General features: G+C 72.4%; 18 protein-coding genes. 15 read left to right on the top strand and 3 right to left on the bottom strand.

Annotated features, from left to right (window positions below; all coding sequences use genetic code 11):
- Positions 1-67: 67 nt before the first annotated feature.
- The 4 genes from ACRRSS_RS28200 to ACRRSS_RS28185 all read left to right on the top strand — a co-directional run bounded on the left by ACRRSS_RS28200 (position 68) and on the right by ACRRSS_RS28185 (position 3,669).
- Positions 68-604, top strand: a complete 537-nt coding sequence (locus tag ACRRSS_RS28200) for a GNAT family N-acetyltransferase (RefSeq protein ID WP_435973870.1) — start codon at positions 68-70, stop codon at positions 602-604.
- A gap of 445 nt (positions 605-1,049) precedes the next feature.
- Positions 1,050-1,181 (top strand): hypothetical protein, encoded by a 132-nt coding sequence (locus tag ACRRSS_RS28195; RefSeq protein ID WP_351909024.1) that lies wholly within the window; start codon positions 1,050-1,052, stop codon positions 1,179-1,181.
- Positions 1,182-1,282: 101 nt separating this feature from the next.
- Positions 1,283-2,323, top strand: coding sequence for a 3-isopropylmalate dehydrogenase (locus tag ACRRSS_RS28190; RefSeq protein ID WP_435973869.1), 1,041 nt, complete (start codon positions 1,283-1,285; stop codon positions 2,321-2,323).
- Positions 2,324-2,580: 257 nt separating this feature from the next.
- Positions 2,581-3,669: a branched-chain amino acid aminotransferase gene (locus tag ACRRSS_RS28185; protein WP_435973868.1), complete on the top strand. Its 1,089-nt coding sequence runs from the start codon at positions 2,581-2,583 to the stop codon at positions 3,667-3,669.
- 3 nt (positions 3,670-3,672) lie between these two features.
- Here ACRRSS_RS28185 and ACRRSS_RS28180 read toward each other — a convergent pair whose 3' ends face one another.
- Entirely contained in the window at positions 3,673-5,094 is a 1,422-nt protein-coding gene (locus ACRRSS_RS28180) for a cytosine permease (protein WP_435973867.1), read from the bottom strand.
- A gap of 224 nt (positions 5,095-5,318) precedes the next feature.
- Here ACRRSS_RS28180 and ureA point away from each other — a divergent pair, with 224 nt between their 5' ends.
- From ureA to ACRRSS_RS28140, 8 genes are all read left to right on the top strand, one after another.
- The gene (ureA, locus tag ACRRSS_RS28175) at positions 5,319-6,017 is read left to right on the top strand and encodes an urease subunit gamma (RefSeq protein ID WP_435973866.1); all 699 of its coding nucleotides are present in this window, start codon (positions 5,319-5,321) and stop codon (positions 6,015-6,017) included.
- On the top strand, positions 6,017-7,699 hold the full coding sequence (locus ACRRSS_RS28170; RefSeq protein WP_435973865.1) for an urease subunit alpha: 1,683 nt from the start codon (positions 6,017-6,019) through the stop codon (positions 7,697-7,699). Before ureA ends, ACRRSS_RS28170 begins: the two co-directional genes overlap by 1 nt.
- Before the next feature lie 19 nt (positions 7,700-7,718).
- A complete protein-coding gene (locus tag ACRRSS_RS28165) occupies positions 7,719-8,735 on the top strand; it encodes an agmatine deiminase family protein (protein WP_435973864.1) in 1,017 nt (338 codons plus the stop codon).
- 43 nt (positions 8,736-8,778) lie between these two features.
- Complete coding sequence (locus ACRRSS_RS28160; RefSeq protein ID WP_435973863.1) at positions 8,779-9,216, top strand: hypothetical protein; 438 nt, start codon at positions 8,779-8,781, stop codon at positions 9,214-9,216.
- A gap of 69 nt (positions 9,217-9,285) precedes the next feature.
- Positions 9,286-9,846: a TetR/AcrR family transcriptional regulator gene (locus ACRRSS_RS28155; RefSeq protein ID WP_266973806.1), complete on the top strand. Its 561-nt coding sequence runs from the start codon at positions 9,286-9,288 to the stop codon at positions 9,844-9,846.
- 109 nt (positions 9,847-9,955) lie between these two features.
- The gene (locus ACRRSS_RS28150; RefSeq protein WP_435973862.1) at positions 9,956-11,284 is read left to right on the top strand and encodes an MFS transporter; all 1,329 of its coding nucleotides are present in this window, start codon (positions 9,956-9,958) and stop codon (positions 11,282-11,284) included.
- A 282-nt stretch (positions 11,285-11,566) separates the two neighbouring features.
- A complete protein-coding gene (cimA, locus tag ACRRSS_RS28145; protein ID WP_435973861.1) occupies positions 11,567-13,183 on the top strand; it encodes a citramalate synthase in 1,617 nt (538 codons plus the stop codon).
- Between the two features lie 42 nt (positions 13,184-13,225).
- Entirely contained in the window at positions 13,226-14,581 is a 1,356-nt protein-coding gene (locus ACRRSS_RS28140; protein ID WP_435973860.1) for a hypothetical protein, read from the top strand.
- 22 nt (positions 14,582-14,603) lie between these two features.
- On the opposite strand, the gene dnaN is transcribed toward ACRRSS_RS28140, so the two are convergent.
- Positions 14,604-15,707 (bottom strand): DNA polymerase III subunit beta, encoded by a 1,104-nt coding sequence (gene dnaN, locus ACRRSS_RS28135; protein ID WP_435973859.1) that lies wholly within the window; start codon positions 15,705-15,707, stop codon positions 14,604-14,606.
- A 131-nt stretch (positions 15,708-15,838) separates the two neighbouring features.
- On the opposite strand from dnaN, the gene ACRRSS_RS28130 reads away from it, so the two are divergent.
- Positions 15,839-17,002 (top strand): serine hydrolase domain-containing protein, encoded by a 1,164-nt coding sequence (locus ACRRSS_RS28130; RefSeq protein ID WP_435973858.1) that lies wholly within the window; start codon positions 15,839-15,841, stop codon positions 17,000-17,002.
- Positions 17,003-17,095: 93 nt separating this feature from the next.
- Here the strand turns inward: ACRRSS_RS28130 and ACRRSS_RS28125 are convergent, their stop codons facing one another.
- Entirely contained in the window at positions 17,096-17,704 is a 609-nt protein-coding gene (locus ACRRSS_RS28125) for a YceI family protein (protein WP_435973857.1), read from the bottom strand.
- A gap of 377 nt (positions 17,705-18,081) precedes the next feature.
- On the opposite strand from ACRRSS_RS28125, the gene ACRRSS_RS28120 reads away from it, so the two are divergent.
- Both ACRRSS_RS28120 and ACRRSS_RS28115 read left to right on the top strand, forming a co-directional pair.
- Positions 18,082-18,591 (top strand): hypothetical protein, encoded by a 510-nt coding sequence (locus tag ACRRSS_RS28120; protein ID WP_435973856.1) that lies wholly within the window; start codon positions 18,082-18,084, stop codon positions 18,589-18,591.
- A gap of 131 nt (positions 18,592-18,722) precedes the next feature.
- On the top strand, positions 18,723-22,580 hold the full coding sequence (locus ACRRSS_RS28115) for an endo-alpha-N-acetylgalactosaminidase family protein (protein WP_435973855.1): 3,858 nt from the start codon (positions 18,723-18,725) through the stop codon (positions 22,578-22,580).
- The last annotated feature ends 105 nt before the right edge of the window (positions 22,581-22,685 follow it).

Raw genomic sequence — 22,685 nt, 5'->3', positions numbered from 1 at the left:
TCAATCAGGACAGGGCTAACCTGTCAATGTCGCTTAAGGGGTTAGGTGCGCGTGGCAGGGTGGGCGCATGACCGTGCGGACCGCGCCCACCCATGAACTCGGCACCGACCGGCTCCGCTCCGTGCGCGAGCTGCTCGGCGCCGCCTTCGACGGCGACTTCTCCGACGACGACTGGGACCACACCCTCGGCGGCGTCCACGCCTGGATCGAGGACGGGCGGGGCATCACCGCCCACGGCGCCGTCGTGATGCGCCGCGCCCTGCACCGCGGCCGCTCGTACCGCGTCGGATACGTCGAAGGGGTCGCCGTCCGCGCCGACCTCAGGCGCCGGGGACTCGGCGGGGCCGTCATGGCCGAACTGGAGCGGGTCATCGACGGCGCGTTCGCCTTCGGGGCGCTCGGCGCCTCCGACGACGGGGCCGCGCTCTACCGGGCGCGCGGCTGGCAGGTGTGGCGGGGACGCTTGGAGGCCATGGGGCCCGAGGGGATCGTCCGGCTCCCGGAGGAGGAGGGGTACGTCCACCTCCGCCCCGCGGCCGGCCGCGCGCTGCCCGACCCGGCCGCCGCGCTCGTCTTCGACTGGCGCGACGGCGACGTGATGTGAGAGCCCTCGCGTGAGGGCGTGTCGGGCCCCGTCGCTCCGGGCCGCCGCCGCGCGGTCCGCGTGGACGTCCCCTCCTCCGTCTGCGGCTTCGACGTGTACGCCCTGCCGATCGCGTGACCGACGCCGAGCGGGATCGCGGATCCGGCCGGCCCAAGGGGGTCCTCGATCTGCTCGTCGGCGATGCGGGATCGACGGTCGAAGGTGACGCGCCGTTCCGCGCCGTCTCAGATAGTAGGAAGTCCGAGTAATTGTGGAGACAGATGCGGTGCGCTGCCCTAGCTTTGTAGGAGCCGAACGTCTCGCTACATCAGCGAATGGCGGTCGAGAGCGCGACGCCCCTGTGCAGGCAACCCCTGCGGCGGCGCTCCCCGCCCCTGCCGGCACCTTCGATCACCACTGATCTCCGCACGTCGGATCACCACTGATCTCAAGGAGTCGATCCCTCATGGCCACTCAGACCGCCCCCCGCGTCCGCCACTCCGCCGGCCGTTCCGGTGACGAGGCCCGTCAGAACGCCGCCGCCGCCCTCCAGCGCGCCCTCGACCGCCGTGACAACGGCGGATCCACCGGCCACTGACGTCCGCCCGGACCGTCCGCCGAGCCCTGTCCCGACTCGTCCGTTCGTCCACATGATGGACGTGACGTGTCAGTCGATGGGACGAAGAGTAGGGTGCCGACATGTCTCACAGCATCAATCTCGCAGTCATTCCCGGCGACGGCATCGGCCAGGAGGTCGTGGCCCAGGGCCTCAAGATCCTCGCGGCCGTCCTTCCCCAGGACGTGAAGCTGGAGACCGAGGAGTACGACTTCGGCGCCAAGCGCTACCACGCCACCGGTGAGACCCTCACCGACGCCGACCTCGACGCCCTCAAGAAGCACGACGCCATCCTGCTCGGCGCCATCGGCGACCCGTCGGTGCCCTCCGGTGTCCTGGAGCGAGGCTTCCTCCTGAAGCTCCGCTTCGCCTTCGACCACCACGTGAACCTGCGTCCCTCGAAGCTGCTCCCCGGCGTCGCCACCCCGCTCGCCGGGCAGCCCGAGATCGACTTCGTCGTGGTCCGCGAGGGCACCGAGGGCCCGTACACGGGCAACGGCGGCACCATCCGCAAGGGCACCCCGCACGAGGTCGCCACCGAGGTCTCGGTCAACACCGCCTTCGGTGTCGAGCGGGTCGTCCGGGACGCCTTCGCCCGCGCCCAGGCACGCCCGCGCAAGAAGCTCACGCTCGTCCACAAGAACAACGTGCTGACCTTCGCCGGTCACCTCTGGACGGACACCTTCCACAAGGTCGCCGCCGAGTTCCCCGAGGTCACCACCGACTACCTGCACGTCGACGCCGCGACGATCTTCCTCGTCACCGACCCGGCCCGTTTCGACGTGATCGTCACCGACAACCTCTTCGGCGACATCATCACCGACCTCGCCGCGGCCGTCTCCGGCGGCATCGGCGTCGCCGCCTCGGGCAACATCAACCCGAGCGGCGAGTTCCCGTCCATGTTCGAGCCGGTCCACGGCTCCGCGCCGGACATCGCGGGCCAGGGCAAGGCCGACCCGTCGGCCACCGTCCTCTCCGTCGCGCTCCTGCTGCGCCACCTCGGCTACGAGACCGAGGCCGTGCGGGTCGAGGAGGCCGTCGCCGCCGACCTCACCGAGCGCGGCGACACCGTCCGCACGACGGACGAGATCGGCGACGCGCTCGCCGCGCGAGTAGCGAGCTGACCCGCGCCGACTGACACACGACAGCAGCCGCCGGGTCGCACAGCGCCCGGCGGCTGTCCCTTGCGCGGCCCCGGGTGACCCCCCTTGAACCCAGGACCGCGCCCACCCGTTTTCCGCACCGGCCCCCGCGAGCGATAATCGAACGTGGGGCCGCGGCATACGGGCATGCTCGGACGCCACCTCGTCAGGGACGCCAGTCCCCGGCCATGGCGTGCGCGCGCGGTCCTCCCCACACAACCGGTGAAGGACACGCACTCATGACGACGCCCACGATCGAGCTCAAGCCCTCCTCCAGCCCGCTGTCCGCCGCTGAGCGCGAGGCGATCCTGGCCAACCCCGGATTCGGCCGCCACTTCACCGACCACATGGTCACCATCCGGTGGACCGAGGGCCGCGGCTGGCACGACGCCCAGCTCGTGCCGTACGGCCCGCTCGCGCTCGACCCGGCCACGAACGTCCTGCACTACGCGCAGGAGATCTTCGAGGGCCTGAAGGCCTACCGCCGCCCCGACGGCTCGGTCGCCAGCTTCCGCCCCGACGCCAACGCGCGCCGCTTCCAGGCCTCCGCCCGGCGCCTGGCCATGCCGGAGCTGCCCGTCGAGACCTTCGTCGAGGCCTGTGACGTCCTCGTCCAGCACGACAAGGCGTGGGTCCCGGAGCACGGCGGCGAGGCCTCGCTCTACCTGCGCCCGTTCATGATCGCGACCGAGGTCGGCCTGGGGGTCCGCCCGGCCAACGAGTACCTCTTCGTCGTCATCGCCTCCCCGGCCGGCCCGTACTTCCCCGGAGGCGTGAAGCCCGTCTCCATCTGGCTCTCGGAGAACCGCGTCCGCGCCGTCCCCGGCGGCGTCGGCGACGCCAAGACCGGCGGCAACTACGCGGCCTCCCTGCTCGCCCAGGCCGAGGCCGCCCAGAAGGGCTGCGACCAGGTCGCCTACCTGGACGCCGTCGAGCACAAGTGGGTCGAGGAGCTCGGCGGCATGAACCTGTACTTCGTGTACGGGAACAGGCTGGTCACCCCCACCCTCACCGGTTCCCTGCTCGCCGGCATCACCCGTGACTCGCTGCTCAAGCTGGCGGCGGACCTCGGCCTGGAGCCGGAGGAGGGCCGCGTCTCCATCGACCAGTGGCAGACCGACTCCGCCAACGGCACCCTGACCGAGGTCTTCGCCTGCGGCACCGCCGCCGTGATCACCCCGGTCGGCACGGTCAAGTCCGAGCGGGGCGAGTGGCAGCAGTCCGGCGGTGAGCCGGGCGAGGTCACGATGAGGCTGCGCGACGCGCTCCTGGCCGTCCAGACCGGCAGGGCCGAGGACAGGCACGGCTGGATGCACGAGCTCGGCTAGTCGTCACTCCGATCCCACCAGGGCTTCCGGGGCCGTGACGGCCCCGGAGGCCCTGTTCGGCGTCAGGACGGCGTACAGCGTCCCGCCCACGATCCCCGACAGGACGAAGCTGCCGTCGATCCCGCCCGTCAGGGCGAGCAGCGGCCCCTCGTAGAGCGGCGTCGACACCGAGGCCAGGCCGACGGCCCCGCCGATCGCCCAGGAGGCGGTGGCGCGCGGGTGCCAGCCCGCCGAGAACCAGTAGATCCCGCCGCGTGAGCGCCGGTTGTAGACCTGGAGCGCCTCAGGGTCGTACGCGCCCCGGCAGCGCGCGTGACCGATCAGGGTGATCACCGCCCACGGGGTGCCGATCGCCGTGAGCAGCAGGACGAACGAGGTCATCGCCGTCTGCGCGTCCGAGGCGAAGTGGCCGAGGAAGACGAAGGCCGTCGCCACCGCCGCGACCACGAGCGTGGCGTGCGCCCGGGTGGCCCGGGGCAGGATCGCGTCCAGGTCGAGCCCCATGGAGTACAGCATCAGCCCGGCGTTGCCGACGGATCCGGCGGTGGCCGCGATCAGCAGCGGGACCAGGTACCAGGCGGGGGAGGCGGCGACGAGCGGCCCCGCGTAGTCGAGCGATCCACGGGCGGCGAGCGCGGTGACCGTGCCGAAGAGCTGGGGGATCAGCAGACCGACGAGCAGGCCGAGACAGGTGGCCCGCCACACGGTCCGGGAGCTGTGCCGCGCGGGAGAGACGTACCGGGTGTAGTCGCCGAGCAGGGTGATGAAGGCGACCGGTCCGCTGAGGCCCGCCGCCACCGCGGAGAACAGCCAGGTCGGCCAGAACGAGCCGAGCAGGTACGGGGTGTCCGGGACGGCGGCCGTCGTGAAGTCCCCGGCGTAGGCGAGGAGTCCGAGGCCGAGGAGCAGGGTCATGCCGACGGCGAGGGCCCTGCTGAGCCTGAGCAGCGGCCGGTAGCCGTACACCGCGCCGACCACGGTGCAGGCGGCGAGCAGCGCGTAGACGACGGTGTGCGTGGCGCCGCCGGTGGGCAGGCCGGTCAGCCGGGCGAGCGTCCCCACCATGACGTCGCCGCCGATCCAGAGGGTCAGCGCGGTGTAGCCGAGGGAGAGCAGCAGCCCGACCACCGAGCCGACGAGCCGGCCGCGTACGCCGAAGAAGGCGCCGGAGGAGGTGGAGAGGTTGGTCGCGGTACGGAGCGACACGAGCGCCAGCGGGGCGGTGACGGCGACGCCGACGAGGGTGCCGGTGACGACGGAGGTCACGGAGGCCCACAGGCCGAGGCCGAAGGAGACGGGGAGCCAGCCGAAGACGATCACCCCCAGACAGAGGTTGGACCCGAGGAGGATCGCGACGAGGTCGCGGGGGCCGCTGGTGCGCTCGGCCTCGGGGACGGTGTCGACTCCGCGCTGTTCTATCGGCATGGGGACTCCTGGGGACGGGAGCGGGGGGCTTCGGGTACGTATCGGGGTCACGGCGGGGTCCGACGGGCCGCGAGTGGCCGGGACGGACCACGGGTGGCCGTGCCGGACCACGGCGGCACTTTTAGAGTGGCGCTCAATGTGACCTGTGGGCGTACCTCGCGTCAATGCTTGGAACCGCGCGTCCCAACATTTAGAGTGTCGCTCAAACAGGAGGTGTTTCGGACGTGCGACTGACCCCCACGGAACGCGACCGGCTGCTGCTCTTCGGCGCCGCCGAGCTCGCCCGCGCCCGCCGGGCCCGGGGCCTGCGGCTCAATGTCCCCGAGGCGACCGCGCTCATCGCGGACACGGTCTGCGAGGCGGCCCGGGACGGCCGGCGACTCGCCGAGGCGATCGAGGCCGCCCGCGCGGTCCTCGGCCCCGACGACGTCCTGCCCGGCGTCGCCGACGTGGTGACCGAGGTCCACGTCGAGGCCGTCTTCGACGACGGCTCCCGGCTCGCCGTCGTCACCGCCCCGATCGGCGGCGGCGGACTCGGCGAGGCCGCCCCCGGCGCGCTGCTGCCCGGCCCCGGACACCCGGAGTCCACGCCCGCGCTCACCCTTCCCGTACGGAACACGGCGAGCGTCCCCGTGAGCGTCACCTCCCACTTCCACTTCTTCGAGGCCAACCCGCGCCTCGACTTCGACCGTGCCGCCGCCTACGGCATGCGGCTCGCCATCCCGGCCGGCGCCTCCTTCCGCTTCGATCCGGGCGGCGCGGCCGAGGTCGGACTCGTCCCGATCGGCGGCGCGCGCGTCGCCATCGGCTTCGCGGGCCTGGTCGACGGCCCGCTGGACGCGCCCGGCGCGAGGGAAGAGGCGCTGCGCCGCGCGGCGGCCTGCGGCTACCTGGGAGTCCGCTCGGACGAGGAGGGCAACTGATGGACCCGTACGAGTACGCGTCCGTGCACGGCCCGCGCGCCGGCGACCGGGTCGTCCTGGGCGACTCCGGGCTCGTCGTCCGGGTCGAGTCGGACTCCCAGAGGCCGGGCGACGAGTTCCTGGCCGGATTCGGCAAGACGGCGCGCGACGGTCTGCACCTGAAGGCCGCCGCCGTCCGCGAGACCTGCGACGTCGTCATCAGCAACGTCCTGGTGCTCGACGCGGTCCTCGGCATCCGCAAGGTGTCCATCGGCATCCGCGAGGGCCGGATCCACGCGATCGGCCGGGCCGGCAACCCCGACACCCTCGACGGCGTCGACGTCGTCGTCGGCACCGGCACCTCGATCGTCTCCGGCGAGGGCCTCATCGCCACGGCGGGGGCGATCGACACCCATGTCCACCTGCTCTCGCCCCGGATCATGGAGGCCTCGCTCGCGAGCGGCGTCACCACGGTCATCGGTCAGGAGTTCGGCCCCGTGTGGGGGGTCGGGGTGAACTCGCCGTGGGCGCTGCGTCACGCGTTCAACGCCTTCGACGCGTGGCCGGTCAACATCGGCTTCCTGGCCCGGGGTTCGTCCTCGGACCCGGCGCCCCTGGTGGAGGCGCTCGCCGAGGGCGGGGCGTCCGGCTTCAAGGTCCACGAGGACATGGGCGCCCACACCAGGGCCCTCGACACCGCGCTCAGGGTGGCGGAGGAGCACGACGTGCAGGTCGCGCTGCACAGCGACGGCCTGAACGAGTGCCTGTCGGTCGAGGACACCCTGCGGGTCCTGGACGGGCGCACCATCCACGCCTTCCACATCGAGGGCTGCGGCGGCGGGCACGTACCCAACGTCCTGAAGATGGCGGGCGTGCCGAACGTCATCGGCTCCTCCACCAACCCCACGCTCCCCTTCGGCCGCGACGCCGTCGCCGAGCACTACGGGATGATCGTCTCCGTCCACGACCTGAAGACCGACCTCCCGGGCGACGCCGCCATGGCGCGCGACCGGATCCGGGCCGGGACCATGGGCGCCGAGGACGTCCTCCACGACCTCGGCGCGATCGGGATCACCTCCTCCGACGCGCAGGGGATGGGAAGGGCCGGCGAGACCGTACGCCGGACCTTCGCCATGGCCGGGAAGATGAAGGCCGAGCTCGGACCCATGGAGGGCGACGGCGCGCACGACGACAACGCGCGTGTCCTGCGCTACCTGGCCAAGCTCACCATCAACCCGGCGATCGCCCACGGCCTCGCACACGAGATCGGCTCGATCGAGGTCGGCAAGCTGGCCGACATCGTGCTGTGGCGGCCGCAGTTCTTCGGCGCCAAGCCCCAGATGGTGCTGAAGTCCGGCTTCCCCGCGTGGGGGGTCGTGGGCGATCCGAACGCCGCCACCGACACCTGCGAACCCCTCGTCCTCGGACCGTTGTTCGGCGGTCACGGCGCCACGCCCGCGGACCTCTCGGTCGCCTTCGTGGCCCAGGCCGCCGTCGGCCTCGGCGCCGACAGGATGCCGACCCGCCGCCGCCGCGTCGCCGTGCGCGGCACCCGCGGCATCGGCCCCGCCGACCTGCGGCTCAACTCCCGCACCGGAGACGTCCAGGTCGACGGCCACACCGGCCTCGTCTCGCTCGACGGCGCGCCGATCCGCTCGGAGGCGGCCGAGTCCGTCTCGCTCAACCGCCTCTACTTCCTCTGAACCCTCCTAGGACTCCCCGATGACCTACCGCATGCCCGCCGAGTGGATGCCGCACGAGCGCACCTGGATGGCCTGGCCCAGCCCCAACCCCACCTTCACCGACGAGGACGAGCTCGCCGCGGCCCGCGCGGCCTGGGCGTCCGTGGCCCGCGCCGTCCGCCGGTTCGAGCCGGTGACGCTGGTGGTCGCCCCCGGCGACGCCGAGTCGGCGCGCGCCCTCGTCGGCGAGGACGTCGACCTCGTCGAGCGCGACCTCGACGACGCCTGGATGCGGGACATCGGCCCGACCTTCGTCACCGACGGCACCGAACTGGCCGCCGTCGACTGGGTGTTCAACGGCTGGGGCGCCCAGGACTGGGCCCGCTGGGAGCACGACTCCAAGATCGCCCGCCATGTCGCGGACCTCGCCGGGGTCCGCGTGCGGTCCTCGCCCCTCGTCAACGAGGGCGGCGCGATCCACGTCGACGGCGAGGGCACGGTCCTGCTGACCGACACCGTCCAGCTCGGCTCCGGCCGCAACCCCGAGTGGACCCGCGAGCAGGTCGAGCACGAGATCCACGCCCGGCTCGGCACCACGAAGGCGATCTGGCTCCCCCACGGCCTCGCCGGCGACTACGGCCTCTACGGCACCCAGGGTCACGTCGACATCGTCGCCGCCTTCGCCCGCCCCGGCACGGTCCTCGTCCACAGCCAGCAGGACCCGGCCCACCCCGACTACGAGCGCTCCAAGACGTACGTGAACATCCTGCGCGGGCAGACCGACGCCCAGGGCCGCCCGCTGGAGGTCGTCGAGATCCCCGCCCCGACCGTCCTCAAGGACGAGGAGGGGGAGTGGGTCGACTACTCGTACATCAACCACTACCTCTGCAACGACGGCGTGGTCCTCTGCGCCTTCGACGACCCCCACGACGAACTCGCCGCCGAGATCTTCCGCCGCCTCTTCCCCGGGCGCGAGGTCGTCCTGGTCGACGCGCGGCAGATCTTCGCGGCCGGCGGCGGCATCCACTGCGTCACCCAGCAGCAGCCGAGGGTCTGAAACCGGTTGGCGACGGCCGCGGGCTCCGTGGCAGCCTGCGGCCATGCCGACACCGCACCCCGAGGGCGACTACGCGATCACCACGACGTACTCCGTGCCCGACGACGCCTGGTACCTGGAGCTGGACGAGATGTCCGGGAACCGGACCCTGGTGACGGCGATCGTGCCCGACGAGGACCCCGCGCGGCAGCCGATCGTCTGCTATGACCCGGTCAGCGGGCACGCGCGGGTCCCGTACGCCGTCATGCGCTGGTTCATGGACCACGTGGACGCCGAGGTCCGCGCCGGCCGGGCCTGGATGGAGCTGCGCCCCGACCTCGTCGCGGTGATCCACCGGCTGCGCCAGGAGCACCTCGGCGTCATCGGCGACGACGACGTGCCCCCGGTCCTGGCCGAGGTGCGCGCCGAGGTGCCCGAGGAGGATCTGGCCGCCGTCATGGAGGCCGCCTTCGGACGCGGGCCCGACGGGGCCATCCTGTAGAACATACGGGTGAGTCAGAGCAGCAACCCGCCCCGCCGCCGCAACCAGGCCGCCCCTCCCCGTGAGGAGCTGCTCGCCGCCGCCATGGACACCATCGCCGAGCGCGGGCTCGACGGTCTCACCATGGCCGGGCTCGGCCGGCAGGTCGGGATGAGCAGCGGGCACCTGCTCTACTACTTCCGCACCAAGGACGAGCTGCTGCTCCAGACCCTGGAGTGGAGCGAGGGACGGCTCGGCGCCGAGCGGAGCGCCCTGCTGTCCCGGCCGGGGACCGCGCGCGAGCGGCTCGACGGCTACGTCGACGTGTACGTGCCCGACGGGCCCCGCGACCCGCACTGGACCCTGTGGCTGGAGGTCTGGAACCGCTCGCAGAACGCCGACGACGACGCCCGCGCCCGGCAGGCCGCCATCGAGGGGGCCTGGCACCGGGACCTCGTCGCGATCCTGGCCGAGGGGGTCTCGCGGGGCGAGTTCCGGGCGGTCGACCCCGACCGGTCCGCCACCCGGATGCGGGCCCTCCTGGACGGTTTCAGCGTGCACGTCGCCGTCGGGATCCCCGGCACCGGACGCGAGCAAGTCCTGACCCACGTGCGGGAGTTCATCGAGCAGGACCTGCTGGCGCGTCCCTGACGGCAGCGGCCCGCACCCGGTGCCGCGACCACAACGCACGTAAGTACACCCGATCGTTGCGGCCTGCACCCTTGTTGCCCGTGCGTGATCTCCGGCACGGTTCCTGCCCATGGGACGAGAGCACTGGAAGAAGATCTGGGTCGGTTCCGCGGGCAACATGGTCGAGTGGTTCGACTGGTTCGTCTACGCGAGCTTCGCCACCTACTTCGCGGGGGCGTTCTTCCCCGAGGGCAACGACACCGCCAAACTCATGAACACCGCCGGCATCTTCGCCGTCGGCTTCTTCATGCGGCCCGTCGGCGGCTGGCTCCTCGGCCGGGTCGGCGACCGCAAGGGGCGCAAGGCCGCCCTCACCCTCACCGTCACCCTGATGTCGGCCTCCGCGCTCCTCATCGCCGTCGCGCCCACCTACGCCGTCGCCGGATACGGCGGCGCCGCCGTCCTCCTGGTCGCCCGGCTCCTCCAGGGCCTCTCCGTCGGCGGCGAGTACGCGGCCAGCGCCACCTACCTCACCGAGGCCTCCGCGCCGCAGCACCGCGGCTTCGCCTCCAGCTTCCAGTACGTCTCCATGACCGCGGGCCAGGTCCTCGGCCTCGGCCTGCTGCTCGTCCTCCAGCACACCCTCAGCGACGAGGCCCTGCACAGCTGGGGCTGGCGCGTCCCGTTCGTCATCGGCGCCCTCGGCGCGGCCGTCGTCTTCTACCTGCGCCGCACCATGCTGGAGACGGAGGTGTACGAGGAGTCCGCCGACGCCGGAGTCGCGAGCGGCCAGAAGGGCACCCTCAAGGCCCTGTGGGCGCACCGCCGCGAGGCCTTCCTCGTCGTCGCGCTCACCATGGGCGGGACCGTGGCTTACTACACGTACACCACCTACCTGACCAAGTACCTCGCCAACTCCGCCGGGCTGCCCAAGCAGACCGCGACCCTCGTCTCCTTCTGCGCCCTCATCGTCTTCGCCTGCCTCCAGCCGCTGGCCGGCCGGCTCTCCGACCGCATCGGCCGCCGCCCGCTCCTCATCACCTTCGCGGTCGGCTCCACCCTCCTCACCGTGCCGATCATGACGATGCTGAAGCACGCGGGCTCCTTCTGGCCCGCGCTCGGGCTCTCGCTCCTGGCGCTCGTGGTCATCACCGGCTACACCTCCATCAACGCCTGCGTGAAGGCCGAGCTCTTCCCCACCGGCATCCGCGCCCTCGGGGTCGCCCTGCCGTACGCCGTCGCCAACGCCCTCTTCGGCGGAACCGCCGAGTACGTCGCCCTGTGGTTCAAGGACGCCGGGATCGAGTCGGGCTTCTTCTGGTACGTGGCGGGCTGCGCGGCCGTCTCCCTGGTCGTCTACCTCACGATGCGGGAGACCCGCGACATCGACCTGGGCCGGGTCGGGACGGGCGGCGCCGGAACGCCCGAGCGGAAGCGGGACGAGCTGCCCGTATCGTGAGACCGGCGTCCCGCCGGTCCCTCTCCTGTGTCAGACTTCCGGCGTGCCTGCTACCACGATGATTATCGGCAGCGGCGCGCCGGTCCGCAGTGGCCACTGAATCGCGGCACGACCCCCGCGGCAGTGGACACCGTGCCCCAGACCCGCGCGCAGACCTCTCGCACCCGCGAGGGGTTTTTTCGTTTTCCGGCCCCACCCCCGCCGGAAACGGACGACGCGTGAGAATGGGGGCAAGTGGATCCAGACCTTCCGGAGCCACATCCGACAGGAGCCATCACAGTCATGACCACGGAGAACGCCGAAGGCTCGCCCCTCGACGACAGCTTCCATGTCTTCGACACGACGCTGCGCGACGGGGCGCAGCGTGAAGGCATCAACCTCACCGTCGCGGACAAGCTGACCATCGCCCGACACCTCGACGACTTCGGCGTGGGCTTCATCGAGGGCGGCTGGCCCGGCGCCAACCCGCGTGACACGGAGTTCTTCGCCCGCGCCCGGCAGGAGATCGCGTTCAAGAACGCGCAGCTCGTCGCCTTCGGCGCGACCCGCAGGGCCGGCGGCAACGCGGCCGAGGACCCGCAGGTCAAGGCACTCCTGGACTCCGGCGCCCCGGTCATCACCCTGGTCGCCAAGTCGCACGACCGGCACGTCGAGCTCGCCCTGCGCACCACCCTCGACGAGAACCTGGAGATGGTCCGCGACACCGTCTCCCACCTGACCTCCCAGGGCCGCCGCGTCTTCGTCGACTGCGAGCACTTCTTCGACGGCTACAAGGCCAACCCCGACTACGCCAAGGCCGTCGTCCGGGCCGCGCACGAGGCCGGCGCCGACGTCGTCGTCCTCTGCGACACCAACGGCGGCATGCTCCCCGCCCAGGTCCAGGCCGTCGTCGCCACGGTCCTCGCCGACACCGGCGCCCGCCTCGGCATCCACGCCCAGGACGACACCGGCTGCGCCGTCGCCAACACCCTGGCCGCCGTCGACGCGGGCGCCACCCACGTCCAGTGCACCGCCAACGGCTACGGCGAGCGGGTCGGCAACTCCAACCTCTTCCCCGTCGTCGCCGCCCTGGAGCTCAAGTACGGCAAGCGGGTGCTGCCCGAGGGCGCCCTCGCCGAGATGACCCGGATCTCGCACGCCATCGCCGAGGTCGTCAACCTCACCCCCTCCACCCACCAGCCGTACGTCGGTGTCTCCGCCTTCGCCCACAAGGCCGGACTCCACGCCTCCGCGATCAAGGTCGACCCCGACCTCTACCAGCACATCGACCCCGAGCTGGTCGGCAACACCATGCGGATGCTCGTCTCCGACATGGCCGGCCGCGCCTCCATCGAGCTCAAGGGCAAGGAGCTCGGCGTCGACCTCGGCGACGACCGCGCCCTCGTCGCCCGCGTCGTCGAGCGGGTCAAGGAGCGCGAGCTCCAGGGCTACACGTACGAGGCCGCCGACGCCTCCTTCGAGCTGCTGCTCCGCGAGGAGGCCGAGGGCCGGGCCCGCCGCTACTTCCGTACGGAGTCCTGGCGGGCGATCGTCGAGGACCGCCCCGACGGCACCCACGCCAACGAGGCCACCGTGAAGCTCTGGGCCAAGGGCGAGCGGATCGTCGCCACCGCCGAGGGCAACGGCCCGGTCAACGCCCTCGACCGTGCGATGCGCCTGGCCCTGGAGCGGATCTACCCCCAGCTCGCCAAGTTCGAACTGGTCGACTACAAGGTCCGCATCCTGGAGGGCCGCCACGGCACCGAGTCCACGACCCGCGTCCTGATCACCACCAGCGACGGCAACGGCGAGTGGTCGACGGTCGGCGTCGGCGAGAACGTCATCGCCGCCTCCTGGCAGGCCCTGGAGGACGCCTTCACGTACGGGGTGCTGCGGGCCGGGATCGACCCCGCAGAATAGTCCTCTATGTCTAGTTCGGCCTGGTTCGGGTAGCGTCGAACCATGAGGACCAGGCCGCTTTGCCTCCTGTCGGCCCTCGGCGGGCTGATACTGCTGCTGCTCCTGGCCCTGGTCCCCTCCGCGGGCGCCAGGGCCACGGGGATACCCGACGCGGCCGCCGCCCTGAAACAGGGCCCGGTCTACGTCGACCCGGGCGCCGCCGCCCAGCTCTCCCAGGCTGACGCGGACGCCCTCGCCCAGAAGATCAAGGACGCCGACAAGCCGCTCTTCGTGGCCGTCCTGCCCGCGAACGCGGCGTTCCCGCCGGAGACGGTCTTCCAGAACCTGCGCACCCAGACCGGCGTCACCGGCCTCTACGCGATCCGGCTCGGCGACGGCTTCGACGCCAAGGCCGACGCCTCCGTCATCTCCCCGAGGGCCGTGGACAACCTCGTCACCTCCGTACGCCAGCCCGGCGTGGACGCGGCCACCGAGCTCGACAACTTCGTCGACCAGGCCCTGCCCACCCTGCGCGGCTCCGCCCCCGCGAGCTGGGGCTCCGTCGGTGACGACCCCGGTGTCCCCGTCGCCGGACTCGTGACCCTCGGCGCCGTCGTCGCCGCCGGAGGCGCGGGCGCCTACGCGGTCGTCCGCCGCAACCGGCTCCGCAAGGAGGCCGAGGAGCGCGCCGCCCTCGACAAGCTGCGGGTCGTCGTCGACGAGGACATCACCGCCTTCGGCGAGGAACTCGAACGCCTCGACTTCCACCCGGGGGAGCCAGGCGCCGACGACGCCATGCGCGGCGACTACGAGAGCGCCCTCGACTCCTACGACAAGGCCAAGTCCCTCATGGCCTCCGCCGCCCACCCCCACGACGTCCGCGCGGTCACCGAGGCCCTGGACGACGGCCGCTACGCGCTGGCGGCCCTCGCCGCCCGCCGCGAGTCCCGCCCGCCTCCCGAGCGCCGCGCCCCCTGCTTCTTCGACCCGCGCCACGGCCTCTCCACCGAGGACCGCACCTGGACCCCGGCCGGCGGCGCCGCCCGCCGGGTCCCGGTCTGCGCCGCCGACGCGGCCCGCCTCGACAGCGGTCTCGACCCGATGGCCCGCATGGTCGACGCGGACGGCGTCCGCCGCCCCTACTGGGAGGCGGGTCCGGCCTACGGCCCCTGGGCGGGCGGCTACTTCGGCGGCGGCCTGCTCCCCGGCCTGCTGGCCGGCACCCTGCTCGGTTCGATGCTCGCCACCCCGGCCTACGCCTCCGAGTACGGCGGCGGTGACTTCGGCGGCGGCGACGTCTCCGGCGGCGACTTCGACTCCGGCGACTTCGGAGGCGGTGACTTCGGGGGCGGCGGCGGCTTCGGAGGTGGCGACGGAGGAGGCTTCGGGGGCGGCGACTTCGGCGGGGGCGGGTTCTAGCCGGCCGGGCCCCCGGCGTCCCTCAGACCAGCGGCTTCACCGACATCAGCAGGTGCCGGTGGGTCGCCCGGGGGCCGTCCGTGAGAAGGGCCCGCTGCCCCGGGCCCAGCAGGTGGAAGTGGACCTCGGGGGTGTCCAGGGCGGTGAGGGCGTCCAGCAGGTACCCCGGGTTGAAGGCGACCGTCAGAGTGTCCGGGCCCGCGAGGGTGGCCGGGAGGTGCTGGGAGGCCACGTCGTCCTCGTACCCCGCCCGGAGGTGGATCGCGGTGCGGGTGAAGGTCAGCTGGACCGGACTGTCACCCTCGGCGACGACCGCGACCCGCTTCACGGCCTCGGTCAGCGGAGCCCGGTCGGTGGCCGCGAGGGCGTGGTCGCCGAGGGCGAAGAGCTTGTCGTGGCGGGGGAGGCGCCCGTCGAGCAGACGGGTGGTGGTGCGCAGGCCACCGTTCTCGAAACCGATCGAACCGGCGTCGAGGGCGAGCCGGGCCGGGCCGGTGCCCGCGAGGGAGCGGGCGATCTCGGTGAGGCGCCGGGCCGGCACGACCACGTCGGCGACCTCGTCCGGGGCGTCCGCCCCCGGCTTCCACTCCAGGGTGCGGACGGCGTAGCGGTAGCGGTCGGTGGCCGCCAGCGTCATCGTCGTGCCGTCCAGGGCGAGTCGTATCCCGGTCAGGACCGGCAGCGAGTCGTCCCGTCCGGCCGCCACCGCCACCTGGCCGACCGCCGCGGCGAAGGCGTCCCCGTCCACCTCGCCGCGGAGCTCGGGCAGCGCGGGCGGGGCCGGATAGTCGTCCAGCGGCAGCAGGGAGAGACCGAAACGGGCGTCGCCCGAGGTCACCGAGAGCCGGGCGCCCTCCACGGCCAGCTCCGTGACGCCCCGGGGGAGCACCTTGCAGATGTCGAGCAGGCGCCGGCCCAGGACCAGGGCCCGACCCCCGGCATCCGTGTCCGCCTCGACCTCGACCCGGGCCGAGGCCTCGTGGTCGAGGCCGGAGACCCGCAGCCGGCCGTCCGCGGCCTCCAGGAGCAGGCCGCCGAGGACGGGCATGGGGGAGCGGGCCGGCAGGACGCGGGCGGCCCAGGCCACGGCATCGGTCAACACGCCGCTGTCGATACGGAATTCCATGCCTCCGACGCTAGACGCCGCCACTGACAACGCCCCCGACCGGATCGAACCCGGGTGCGTGGGAAGGGAATCGCGGCCTCGACCGTTCGAGTCTGTGAACGAGCCGACGACCTTGCAGGGGGAGCAGCGCGATGAGTGACGTCCAGGGCCATGTCCATGGCACGGTGGAGCCCGGATTCGAGTCCGTACGAGAGGAGTTCGCCACCGTCGCGGCGCACGAGGCGCGCGACGGCGGGGCCCAGCTCGCCGTCCACCACCACGGCCGCCTTGTCGTCGACCTCTGGGGCGGCGACGGGGTCGACGGGGACTCGCTCCTCGGCCTCTACTCCTCCTCCAAGGGCGCCATGGCCCTGGTCGTCGCCCTCCTCGTCCAGGACGGCGTCCTCGACCTGGACCGCGAAGTAGCTTCCTGGTGGCCCGAGTTCGCCGCCGAGGGCAAGGAGAAGCTGACCCTGCGCCAGCTGCTCTCCCACCGCTCCGGCGTCATCGGCGCCGACGGCGGCCTCAGCCCCGACGAGCTCGCCGACGACCGCGCGATCGCCGCCCGCCTCGCCGGGCAGCGCCCCTTCTGGGAGCCGGGCACCGGCCACGGCTACCACGGCCTCGTGATCGGCGCCCTCGTCGGCGAGGTGGTCCTGCGGGCCACCGGCCGGACGATCCAGGACCTGTACGAGGAGCGGGTCCGCGCCCCTTACGCGCTCGACTACTACCTGGGCCTCCCCGAAGAGCTGGAGCCCCGCTTCCGTCCCGCCCTGCCGATGCTGCCCACCCCCGCCGAGCAGGCGTTCCTCGCGGAGAACCCGATCGCCCCGGACAGCCTCGCGGCCATCGCCTTCAACTTCCACGCCGACCCGCCCTTCGACATCGTCGGGTACGCCAACTCCCGTGCCGTCCGGGCGCAGGCGCCGGTCTCCGGGGGCGGCATCGGCTCCGCGCGCGGCCTCTCGCGGATGTACGCGGCGATCGCCGGCGAGCTCGACGGGCGCGCCCCGCTCCTGCGTCCGGACACCCTGGCCGAGGTGTCCCGGATCCACTCCGCCGGCACGGACCTGGTGACGGGCAGCGACAACGCCTTCGGCCTCGGCTTCGTCCCCCTGGCCACCCGCCACCCGGAGCTCGGCCCCACCGCCGTCGGTCACAGCGGCGCCCCCGGCTCCCAGGCCTTCGCCGACCCGTCGACCGGCCTCGCCTACAGCTACGCCCGCCGCCGCTTCGCCTTCCTCGGCGGCCCCGGTGCCCCCGAGAACGAGCGTCTGATCGCGGCGGTCGTCGCGGCCGCCGGGAAGCTGGGCTGACCCGGCCCGGGGAACGCCGAGCGCCCGCCTTCCGCTGCTGCGGAGGGCGGGCGCGCTCGTGTGTCAGGGGTGGAACCGGGGGACGGCCCCGGCTCAGGCGGCGCTCTTGATCGCGGAGATGTCGAAGTTCAGCTTGACCTTGTCGCTGACCATCACGCCGCCCGTCTCCAGGGCCGCGTTCCAGGTCAGGCCCCACGCGGAGCGCAGGATCTCGGCGGAGCCCTCGAAGCCGACGCGCTCGTTGCCGTAGACGTCCGTCGCGGCGCCGTTGAACTCCAGGTCGATGGAGAGCGGCTTGGTGACGTCCTTGATGGTCAGGTCGCCGGTGATCCGGTACTTGTCGCCGCCCAGCTGCTCGGCCTGCGTGGAGCGGAAGGTCATCAGCGGGAACTGCTCGGCGTCGAAGAAGTCGCCGCTGCGCAGGTGGCCGTCGCGGTCGGCGATGCCCGTGTCGACGGAGGCGATCCGGACCTCGATGGAGGCGGTGGAGGCGCCCGGGTTCGAGCCGTCAAGGGTCAGCGCGCCCTCGTGCTCGGCGAAGGTGCCGCGCACGTTGGTGACCATGGCGTGACGGACGGTGAAGCCGATGCTGCTGTGGGCCGGGTCGATGGTGTAGTCGCCGGTCAGGGCGGCCAGGGCCGGGTCCACGGGGAGGGTGGCGGTGGCGACGGCGGACTCGTTCCTGCGGTTGAAGAGACCCATGACTTGCTCCTTGATCGGGACGTTGGCTGTCGGCGCTTGTTGAACCTTCAACGAGAATGACTGTAACCCCATTCCGTTCAACATTCAACATCTTCGGGAGATGTTCACCCGGACCGACGAGGAATCCGGCGAGGCCCCCTTTCGGACGCGCGTAGAACTGCGGCACCATCTCCCTGCGCCACCGGATTCACCGGCTCCACTCGCGCCACCGGCACCCCATGGGCCGGAGCCGCAGCACGCGCCACCGCCACCACCGGCCCACGCGCCACCAGCCCCACCGGCTCCACCAGCCCTGCCGGCCCACGCGCCATCAGCCCCACCGGCACCACCTGCACCGCCGTCCCCACCCCTCACGGTCCCCAGCAGGAGGCACTCCGATGAAGCTCCGCTCCGTCCTGACCGCGCTGGCCCTCGTCCTCGGCGCGTTCCTCGCGCCCGGCGTGGGCGTCCTCACCGCCGCGGGCGAGGCCCACGCGGTCACCAAGATCAGCCACTCCACCGCGACCTCGATGTTCCGGTCGTCCGGGATCACCTGGTCCTCGTCCGGCGGCTGCTCCAACCGCAACAACCCCACGTGTACCTCGTTCGAGCAGCTCAACCTCGCCACCGCCCAGGGCGCCCAGACCCTCAGGAGCGCCAGCGGCTGCGCCCTCAACATCACCGGCGGCACCGAGACCGGCCACGCGGGCGGCACGTACTCCCACTGGAACGGCTACAAGCTCGATTTCAGCAAGTACACCTGCCTCGGCAACTACATCAAGAACACCTTCACCTACATCGGCGTACGCGGTGACGGAGCCCCGCAGTGGAAGTCCGGCGCGGGCAACGTCTACGCCGACGAGGGCAACCACTGGGACGTGATCTTCTACAACTGCGGCGGCTGCTGACCACCCACCCCGGCCCCGAGAACCCCCTTCGGCGGTCGACTTGGACTAACCGAAGGGGGTTCTTGGACTGGAGGGGCCCGCGCGGCGCGATCTCGTTGACGGTGCCGCCGGGGCGGGGCCAACTAGGGCGCATGTCCCTCCCCCCTTCGCGAAGAATCCGCGCGGCCTGCGCACTCGCCGTCGCTTCATCCGCCGTGTTCGCCCTGGCCGGTCCCGCCCTGGCCGAGGGCACCGGGAGCCGGGCGCCCGCCGCCGGGGCCACGACCGCGGCCACCCCCGTGATCTCCTCCTCCCGGCTCACCGTCGCCGTCGCCGAGGACTTCCCCCGCGTCCTCTCGTACACCGACCGCGCGACCGGTGCCCGGCTCCTCGGCAGTACGGCCCCGGTCACGCACGTCGTGCTCAACGGCACCGCCCACACCGTCCGGGCCAAGGGCGCCCCCGTCCTGACCGGCTCCTCCGCCGCGTACACCCTCACCTTCCCCGACCTGCCAGGCGTCGAGATCGACGCGCGGCTCGGCGTCGACGGGCGGACCACCACCTTCCAAGTGACCGCGGTCCGCGACACCGAGGGCTTCCGGGTCGGCACCCTCGACATACCCGGCCACGACCTGGTCTCGGTGGGCTCCGGGGACGCCGGCGCGGCGACCGCGTTCACCCGGCTCGACCCGGACTCCACCCGCACCGCCGACGTCTTCGCCCAGGTCACCGACGCCACCGCCGCCGACGCGGCCCCGGTCGGCGCCAGCTACGCCCTCGTCAACACCGGCCGGCTGGCCGCCGCCGTCGAGTCCAACTCCAGCTACGACAAGCCCTCCGGCGCGTCCGCCCGCGACGGCGCCCGCTTCTGGCACCAGGCCCGCCAGAGCGGCACCGAGACCCGTGTCGGCGTCTGGTCCGGCCAGTGGACCTACCGCGGCGAAGGCGCCCCGAAGCCCGCGAGCGGCGACGCGCTGCCCTGGGCCAAGGTCGTCGTCACCCCCGACGCCAACGCCGACGGGACCACCGACTGGCAGGACGGCGCCGTCGCCTTCCGCACGATCGGGATCAAGGCCCCGGGCAGCGAGGAGACCCCCGACCGGGTCGTCGCCCACATCCCGTTCAACTTCGCCTCCCAGGCCACCCACCCCTTCCTGCGCACCCTCGACGACGTCAAGCGGATCTCGCTCTCCACCGACGGCCTCGGCCAGTTCGCGCTGCTCAAGGGGTACGGCTCCGAGGGCCACGACTCCGCCCACCCCGACTACGGCGGCAACTACAACAAGCGGGCCGGCGGCCTCGCCGACCTCAACGTCCTCCTCAAGGAGGGCCGCAGGTGGGGAGCGGACTTCGGCGTCCACGTCAACGCCACCGAGTCGTACCCCGAGGCGAGGAACTTCAGCGAGACCCTGGTCGACAAGACCAAGCCCGGCTGGAACTGGCTCAACCAGAGCTACTACATCGACCAGCGGCGCGACATCAACAGCGGCGACCTCGCCCGCCGCTTCCAGCAGCTGCGCGACGAGACCGACCGGAACCTCTCCACGCTCTACATCGACGTCTACTACACCCACGGCTGGATCGCCGACGAGACGATGAGGGCCGTCCAGAAGCAGGGCTGGAACGTCGCCACCGAGTGGTCCGAGAAGTTCGAGCGCGCCTCCCTCTGGTCCCACTGGGCCAACGACCTCGACTACGGCGGCGCCACCAACAAGGGCCTCAACTCGCAGATCGTCCGCTTCATCCGCAACGGCGAGAAGGACGTCTGGAACAACCACCCGGTCCTCGGCCAGACCGCCCTCGTCGACTTCGAGGGCTGGACCGGCGAGACCGACTGGAACGACTTCACCGCCAACATCTGGCAGCGGAACCTGCCCGCCAAGTACCTCCAGCAGCAGAGGATCACCCGCTGGAACGGCAACGACCTCACCTTCACCGACGGGGTCCGCGGCACCGTCGAGAACGGCACGCGCACCTTCTACGACAACGGCCGCAAGGTCCTCGACGGCGAGGACTACCTGCTCCCCTGGGACGGTGGCAGGAAGCTCTACCACTACAACAAGGACGGTGGCACGACCAGTTGGGCCGTCCCGGCCGACGCCCGCTCGTACACGGTGTACAAGCTCACCGACAACGGGCGCGTGAGGACCGCCACCGTGCGGCCCACCGGCGGGAGGATCACCCTCGACGCGGTCGCCGGACAGCCCTACGTCCTGTACCCCGACCGCGCTCCCGGACAGCCCGCCCCGAAGTGGGGCCAGGGCACCCCGGTCGAGGACCCCGGCTTCAACGACACCGGGCTCACCGGCTGGACGAAGACCGGCACCGTCGCCCGTGACACCGACGAGCAGGGCCGCAACAGCGCGAAGCTCTCCGCCACCGCCACCGCCTCGGTCGGGCAGCGGATCACCGGGCTCACCCCCGGCCGGAGCTACACCGCCTCCGCCCTGATCGAGGTCGAGGCCGGGAAGACCCGGCCCACCACCCTCTCGATCGGCGGGAGGTCCGTCACCGTCGAACGCTCCGCGCTCCAGGACCGGGTCGCCGCCTCCGACTGGAACGGCACCCGCTTCCAGCGCGCCAAGGTCACCTTCACCGCGCCGCGCGGCGGCAGCACCCCGCTGAGGATCGAGGCCGCGGGCGGCAGCGCCGCCACCGTCCGGATCGACGACGTACGGATCGTCGCCAACGCCCCCGCCACCAGGCCCGGGACCGTGGCGTACGAGGACTTCGAGGCCGTCGACCAGGGCTGGGGCCCCTTCCTCAAGGGCGACTCCGGAGGCACGACCGACCCGCGCACCCACATCGCCCAGCTGCACGCCCCGTACACCCAGGCCGGCTGGAACGGGAAGCCGGTCGACGACGTCATCGGCGGCGCCGAGTCCCTCAAGTCCCACGACGAGAACAGCGGACTGGTCTACCGGACCGCGCCCTGGACCGTCCCGATGAAGGACGGCCACAGCTACCGCGTCGCGTTCGCCCACCAGTCCAGCCACGCGGGCGCGTACGAGTGGATCACCGGCTACGACCGCGCGAACGGCACCTCCGTGGAGACCCGCCGGACCCCGCTCGGGCAGCAGCGGACGACCGGGCACTTCACCGAGACCGTCACCGCCGGCTGCGGCGACACCTGGACGGGCCTGCGCAAGCGCGGTGACGCCCCGGACGGCGCCGACTTCGTCCTCGACGACTTCACCGTCACGGACCTCGGCCCGGCCGCCGAGCCCGCCGCCTGCGGCACGCTGAACGTCACCGGGCCCGAGGCCCTGGAGCCCGGCCGCCCGAACCGGGTCACGGCCACCTTCGGCAACGACGAGGCGGGCGACGTCTCCGGTGCCGCGGCCCGGCTCATCCTCCCGGCGGGCTGGACCGCCGAACCGGCCGCGCCCGTCACCCTCGGCACCGTCGCGGCGGGCGGAAGGGCCACCGCCACCTGGCAGGTCACCCCGCCCGTGGACACGGCCCACCAGCCGTACACGCTGGGCGCCTCCCTCACGTACACGACCGGGGCAGGGGAGCGGAAGCTCACCGCCGCCACCACCGTCCGCACCCTGCCGCCGCCGCCCACCGCCGACAGCTGGGCCAGTGACCTCGACTGGACCTCGGCCACCAACGGCTGGGGCCCCGTCGAGCGCGACCTCTCCAACGGCGAGACCGACGCCGGCGACGGCTCCCCCCTGCGGATCGGGGGAGTGACGTACGCCAAGGGCCTGGGCAGCCACGCCCCCGCCACCGTCCGCTACTTCCTGGGCGGCCGGTGCACCTCCCTCACCGCCGAGGTCGGCGTGGACGACGTCCAGACCAGTCGGGGCAGCGTCCGGTTCACCGTCCTCGCGGACGGCACGCAGAAGGTGAAGTCCCCGGTCCTCAAGGCCACGGACACCGCCTGGTCGCTCACCGCCGACGTCACCGGCGCCTCCTACGTCGACCTGGTGGCCGACGACGGAGGCGACGGCAACGGCAACGACCACGCCGACTGGGGCGACGCCCGCTTCCACTGCGGGGGCTGAACGGACACGGCCTGCCGAAAGCGCTTTCGGCAGGCTGTGCCGTGCTCATTGATTGCGTCGGAAATCCGGTGCTACACCAGGCGCCGAACGGTCTCCACCACTTCC

This window comes from Streptomyces sp. Qhu_M48 (genome assembly GCF_051305195.1).
GTDB lineage: Bacteria > Actinomycetota > Actinomycetes > Streptomycetales > Streptomycetaceae > Streptomyces.
The sequence above is the reverse complement of the archived record's forward strand: the minus strand, read 5'-3'. Positions and strand labels throughout refer to the sequence as shown.

Bases quoted from the DNA above. Each gene is read 5' to 3' on its own strand.
- cimA (WP_435973861.1), top strand. From the start codon at position 11,567: ATGACCACGGAGAACGCCGAAGGCTCGCCCCTCGACGACAGCTTCCAT.
- ACRRSS_RS28190 (WP_435973869.1), top strand. From the start codon at position 1,283: ATGTCTCACAGCATCAATCTCGCAGTCATTCCCGGCGACGGCATCGGC.
- ACRRSS_RS28125 (WP_435973857.1), bottom strand. From the start codon at position 17,704: ATGGGTCTCTTCAACCGCAGGAACGAGTCCGCCGTCGCCACCGCCACC.
- ACRRSS_RS28115 (WP_435973855.1), top strand. From the start codon at position 18,723: ATGTCCCTCCCCCCTTCGCGAAGAATCCGCGCGGCCTGCGCACTCGCC.
- ACRRSS_RS28200 (WP_435973870.1), top strand. From the start codon at position 68: ATGACCGTGCGGACCGCGCCCACCCATGAACTCGGCACCGACCGGCTC.
- ACRRSS_RS28120 (WP_435973856.1), top strand. From the start codon at position 18,082: ATGAAGCTCCGCTCCGTCCTGACCGCGCTGGCCCTCGTCCTCGGCGCG.
- ACRRSS_RS28165 (WP_435973864.1), top strand. From the start codon at position 7,719: ATGACCTACCGCATGCCCGCCGAGTGGATGCCGCACGAGCGCACCTGG.
- ACRRSS_RS28170 (WP_435973865.1), top strand. From the start codon at position 6,017: ATGGACCCGTACGAGTACGCGTCCGTGCACGGCCCGCGCGCCGGCGAC.
- ACRRSS_RS28160 (WP_435973863.1), top strand. From the start codon at position 8,779: ATGCCGACACCGCACCCCGAGGGCGACTACGCGATCACCACGACGTAC.
- ACRRSS_RS28140 (WP_435973860.1), top strand. From the start codon at position 13,226: ATGAGGACCAGGCCGCTTTGCCTCCTGTCGGCCCTCGGCGGGCTGATA.
- ACRRSS_RS28180 (WP_435973867.1), bottom strand. From the start codon at position 5,094: ATGCCGATAGAACAGCGCGGAGTCGACACCGTCCCCGAGGCCGAGCGC.
- ACRRSS_RS28195 (WP_351909024.1), top strand. From the start codon at position 1,050: ATGGCCACTCAGACCGCCCCCCGCGTCCGCCACTCCGCCGGCCGTTCC.
- ACRRSS_RS28150 (WP_435973862.1), top strand. From the start codon at position 9,956: ATGGGACGAGAGCACTGGAAGAAGATCTGGGTCGGTTCCGCGGGCAAC.
- dnaN (WP_435973859.1), bottom strand. From the start codon at position 15,707: ATGGAATTCCGTATCGACAGCGGCGTGTTGACCGATGCCGTGGCCTGG.
- ACRRSS_RS28130 (WP_435973858.1), top strand. From the start codon at position 15,839: ATGAGTGACGTCCAGGGCCATGTCCATGGCACGGTGGAGCCCGGATTC.
- ACRRSS_RS28185 (WP_435973868.1), top strand. From the start codon at position 2,581: ATGACGACGCCCACGATCGAGCTCAAGCCCTCCTCCAGCCCGCTGTCC.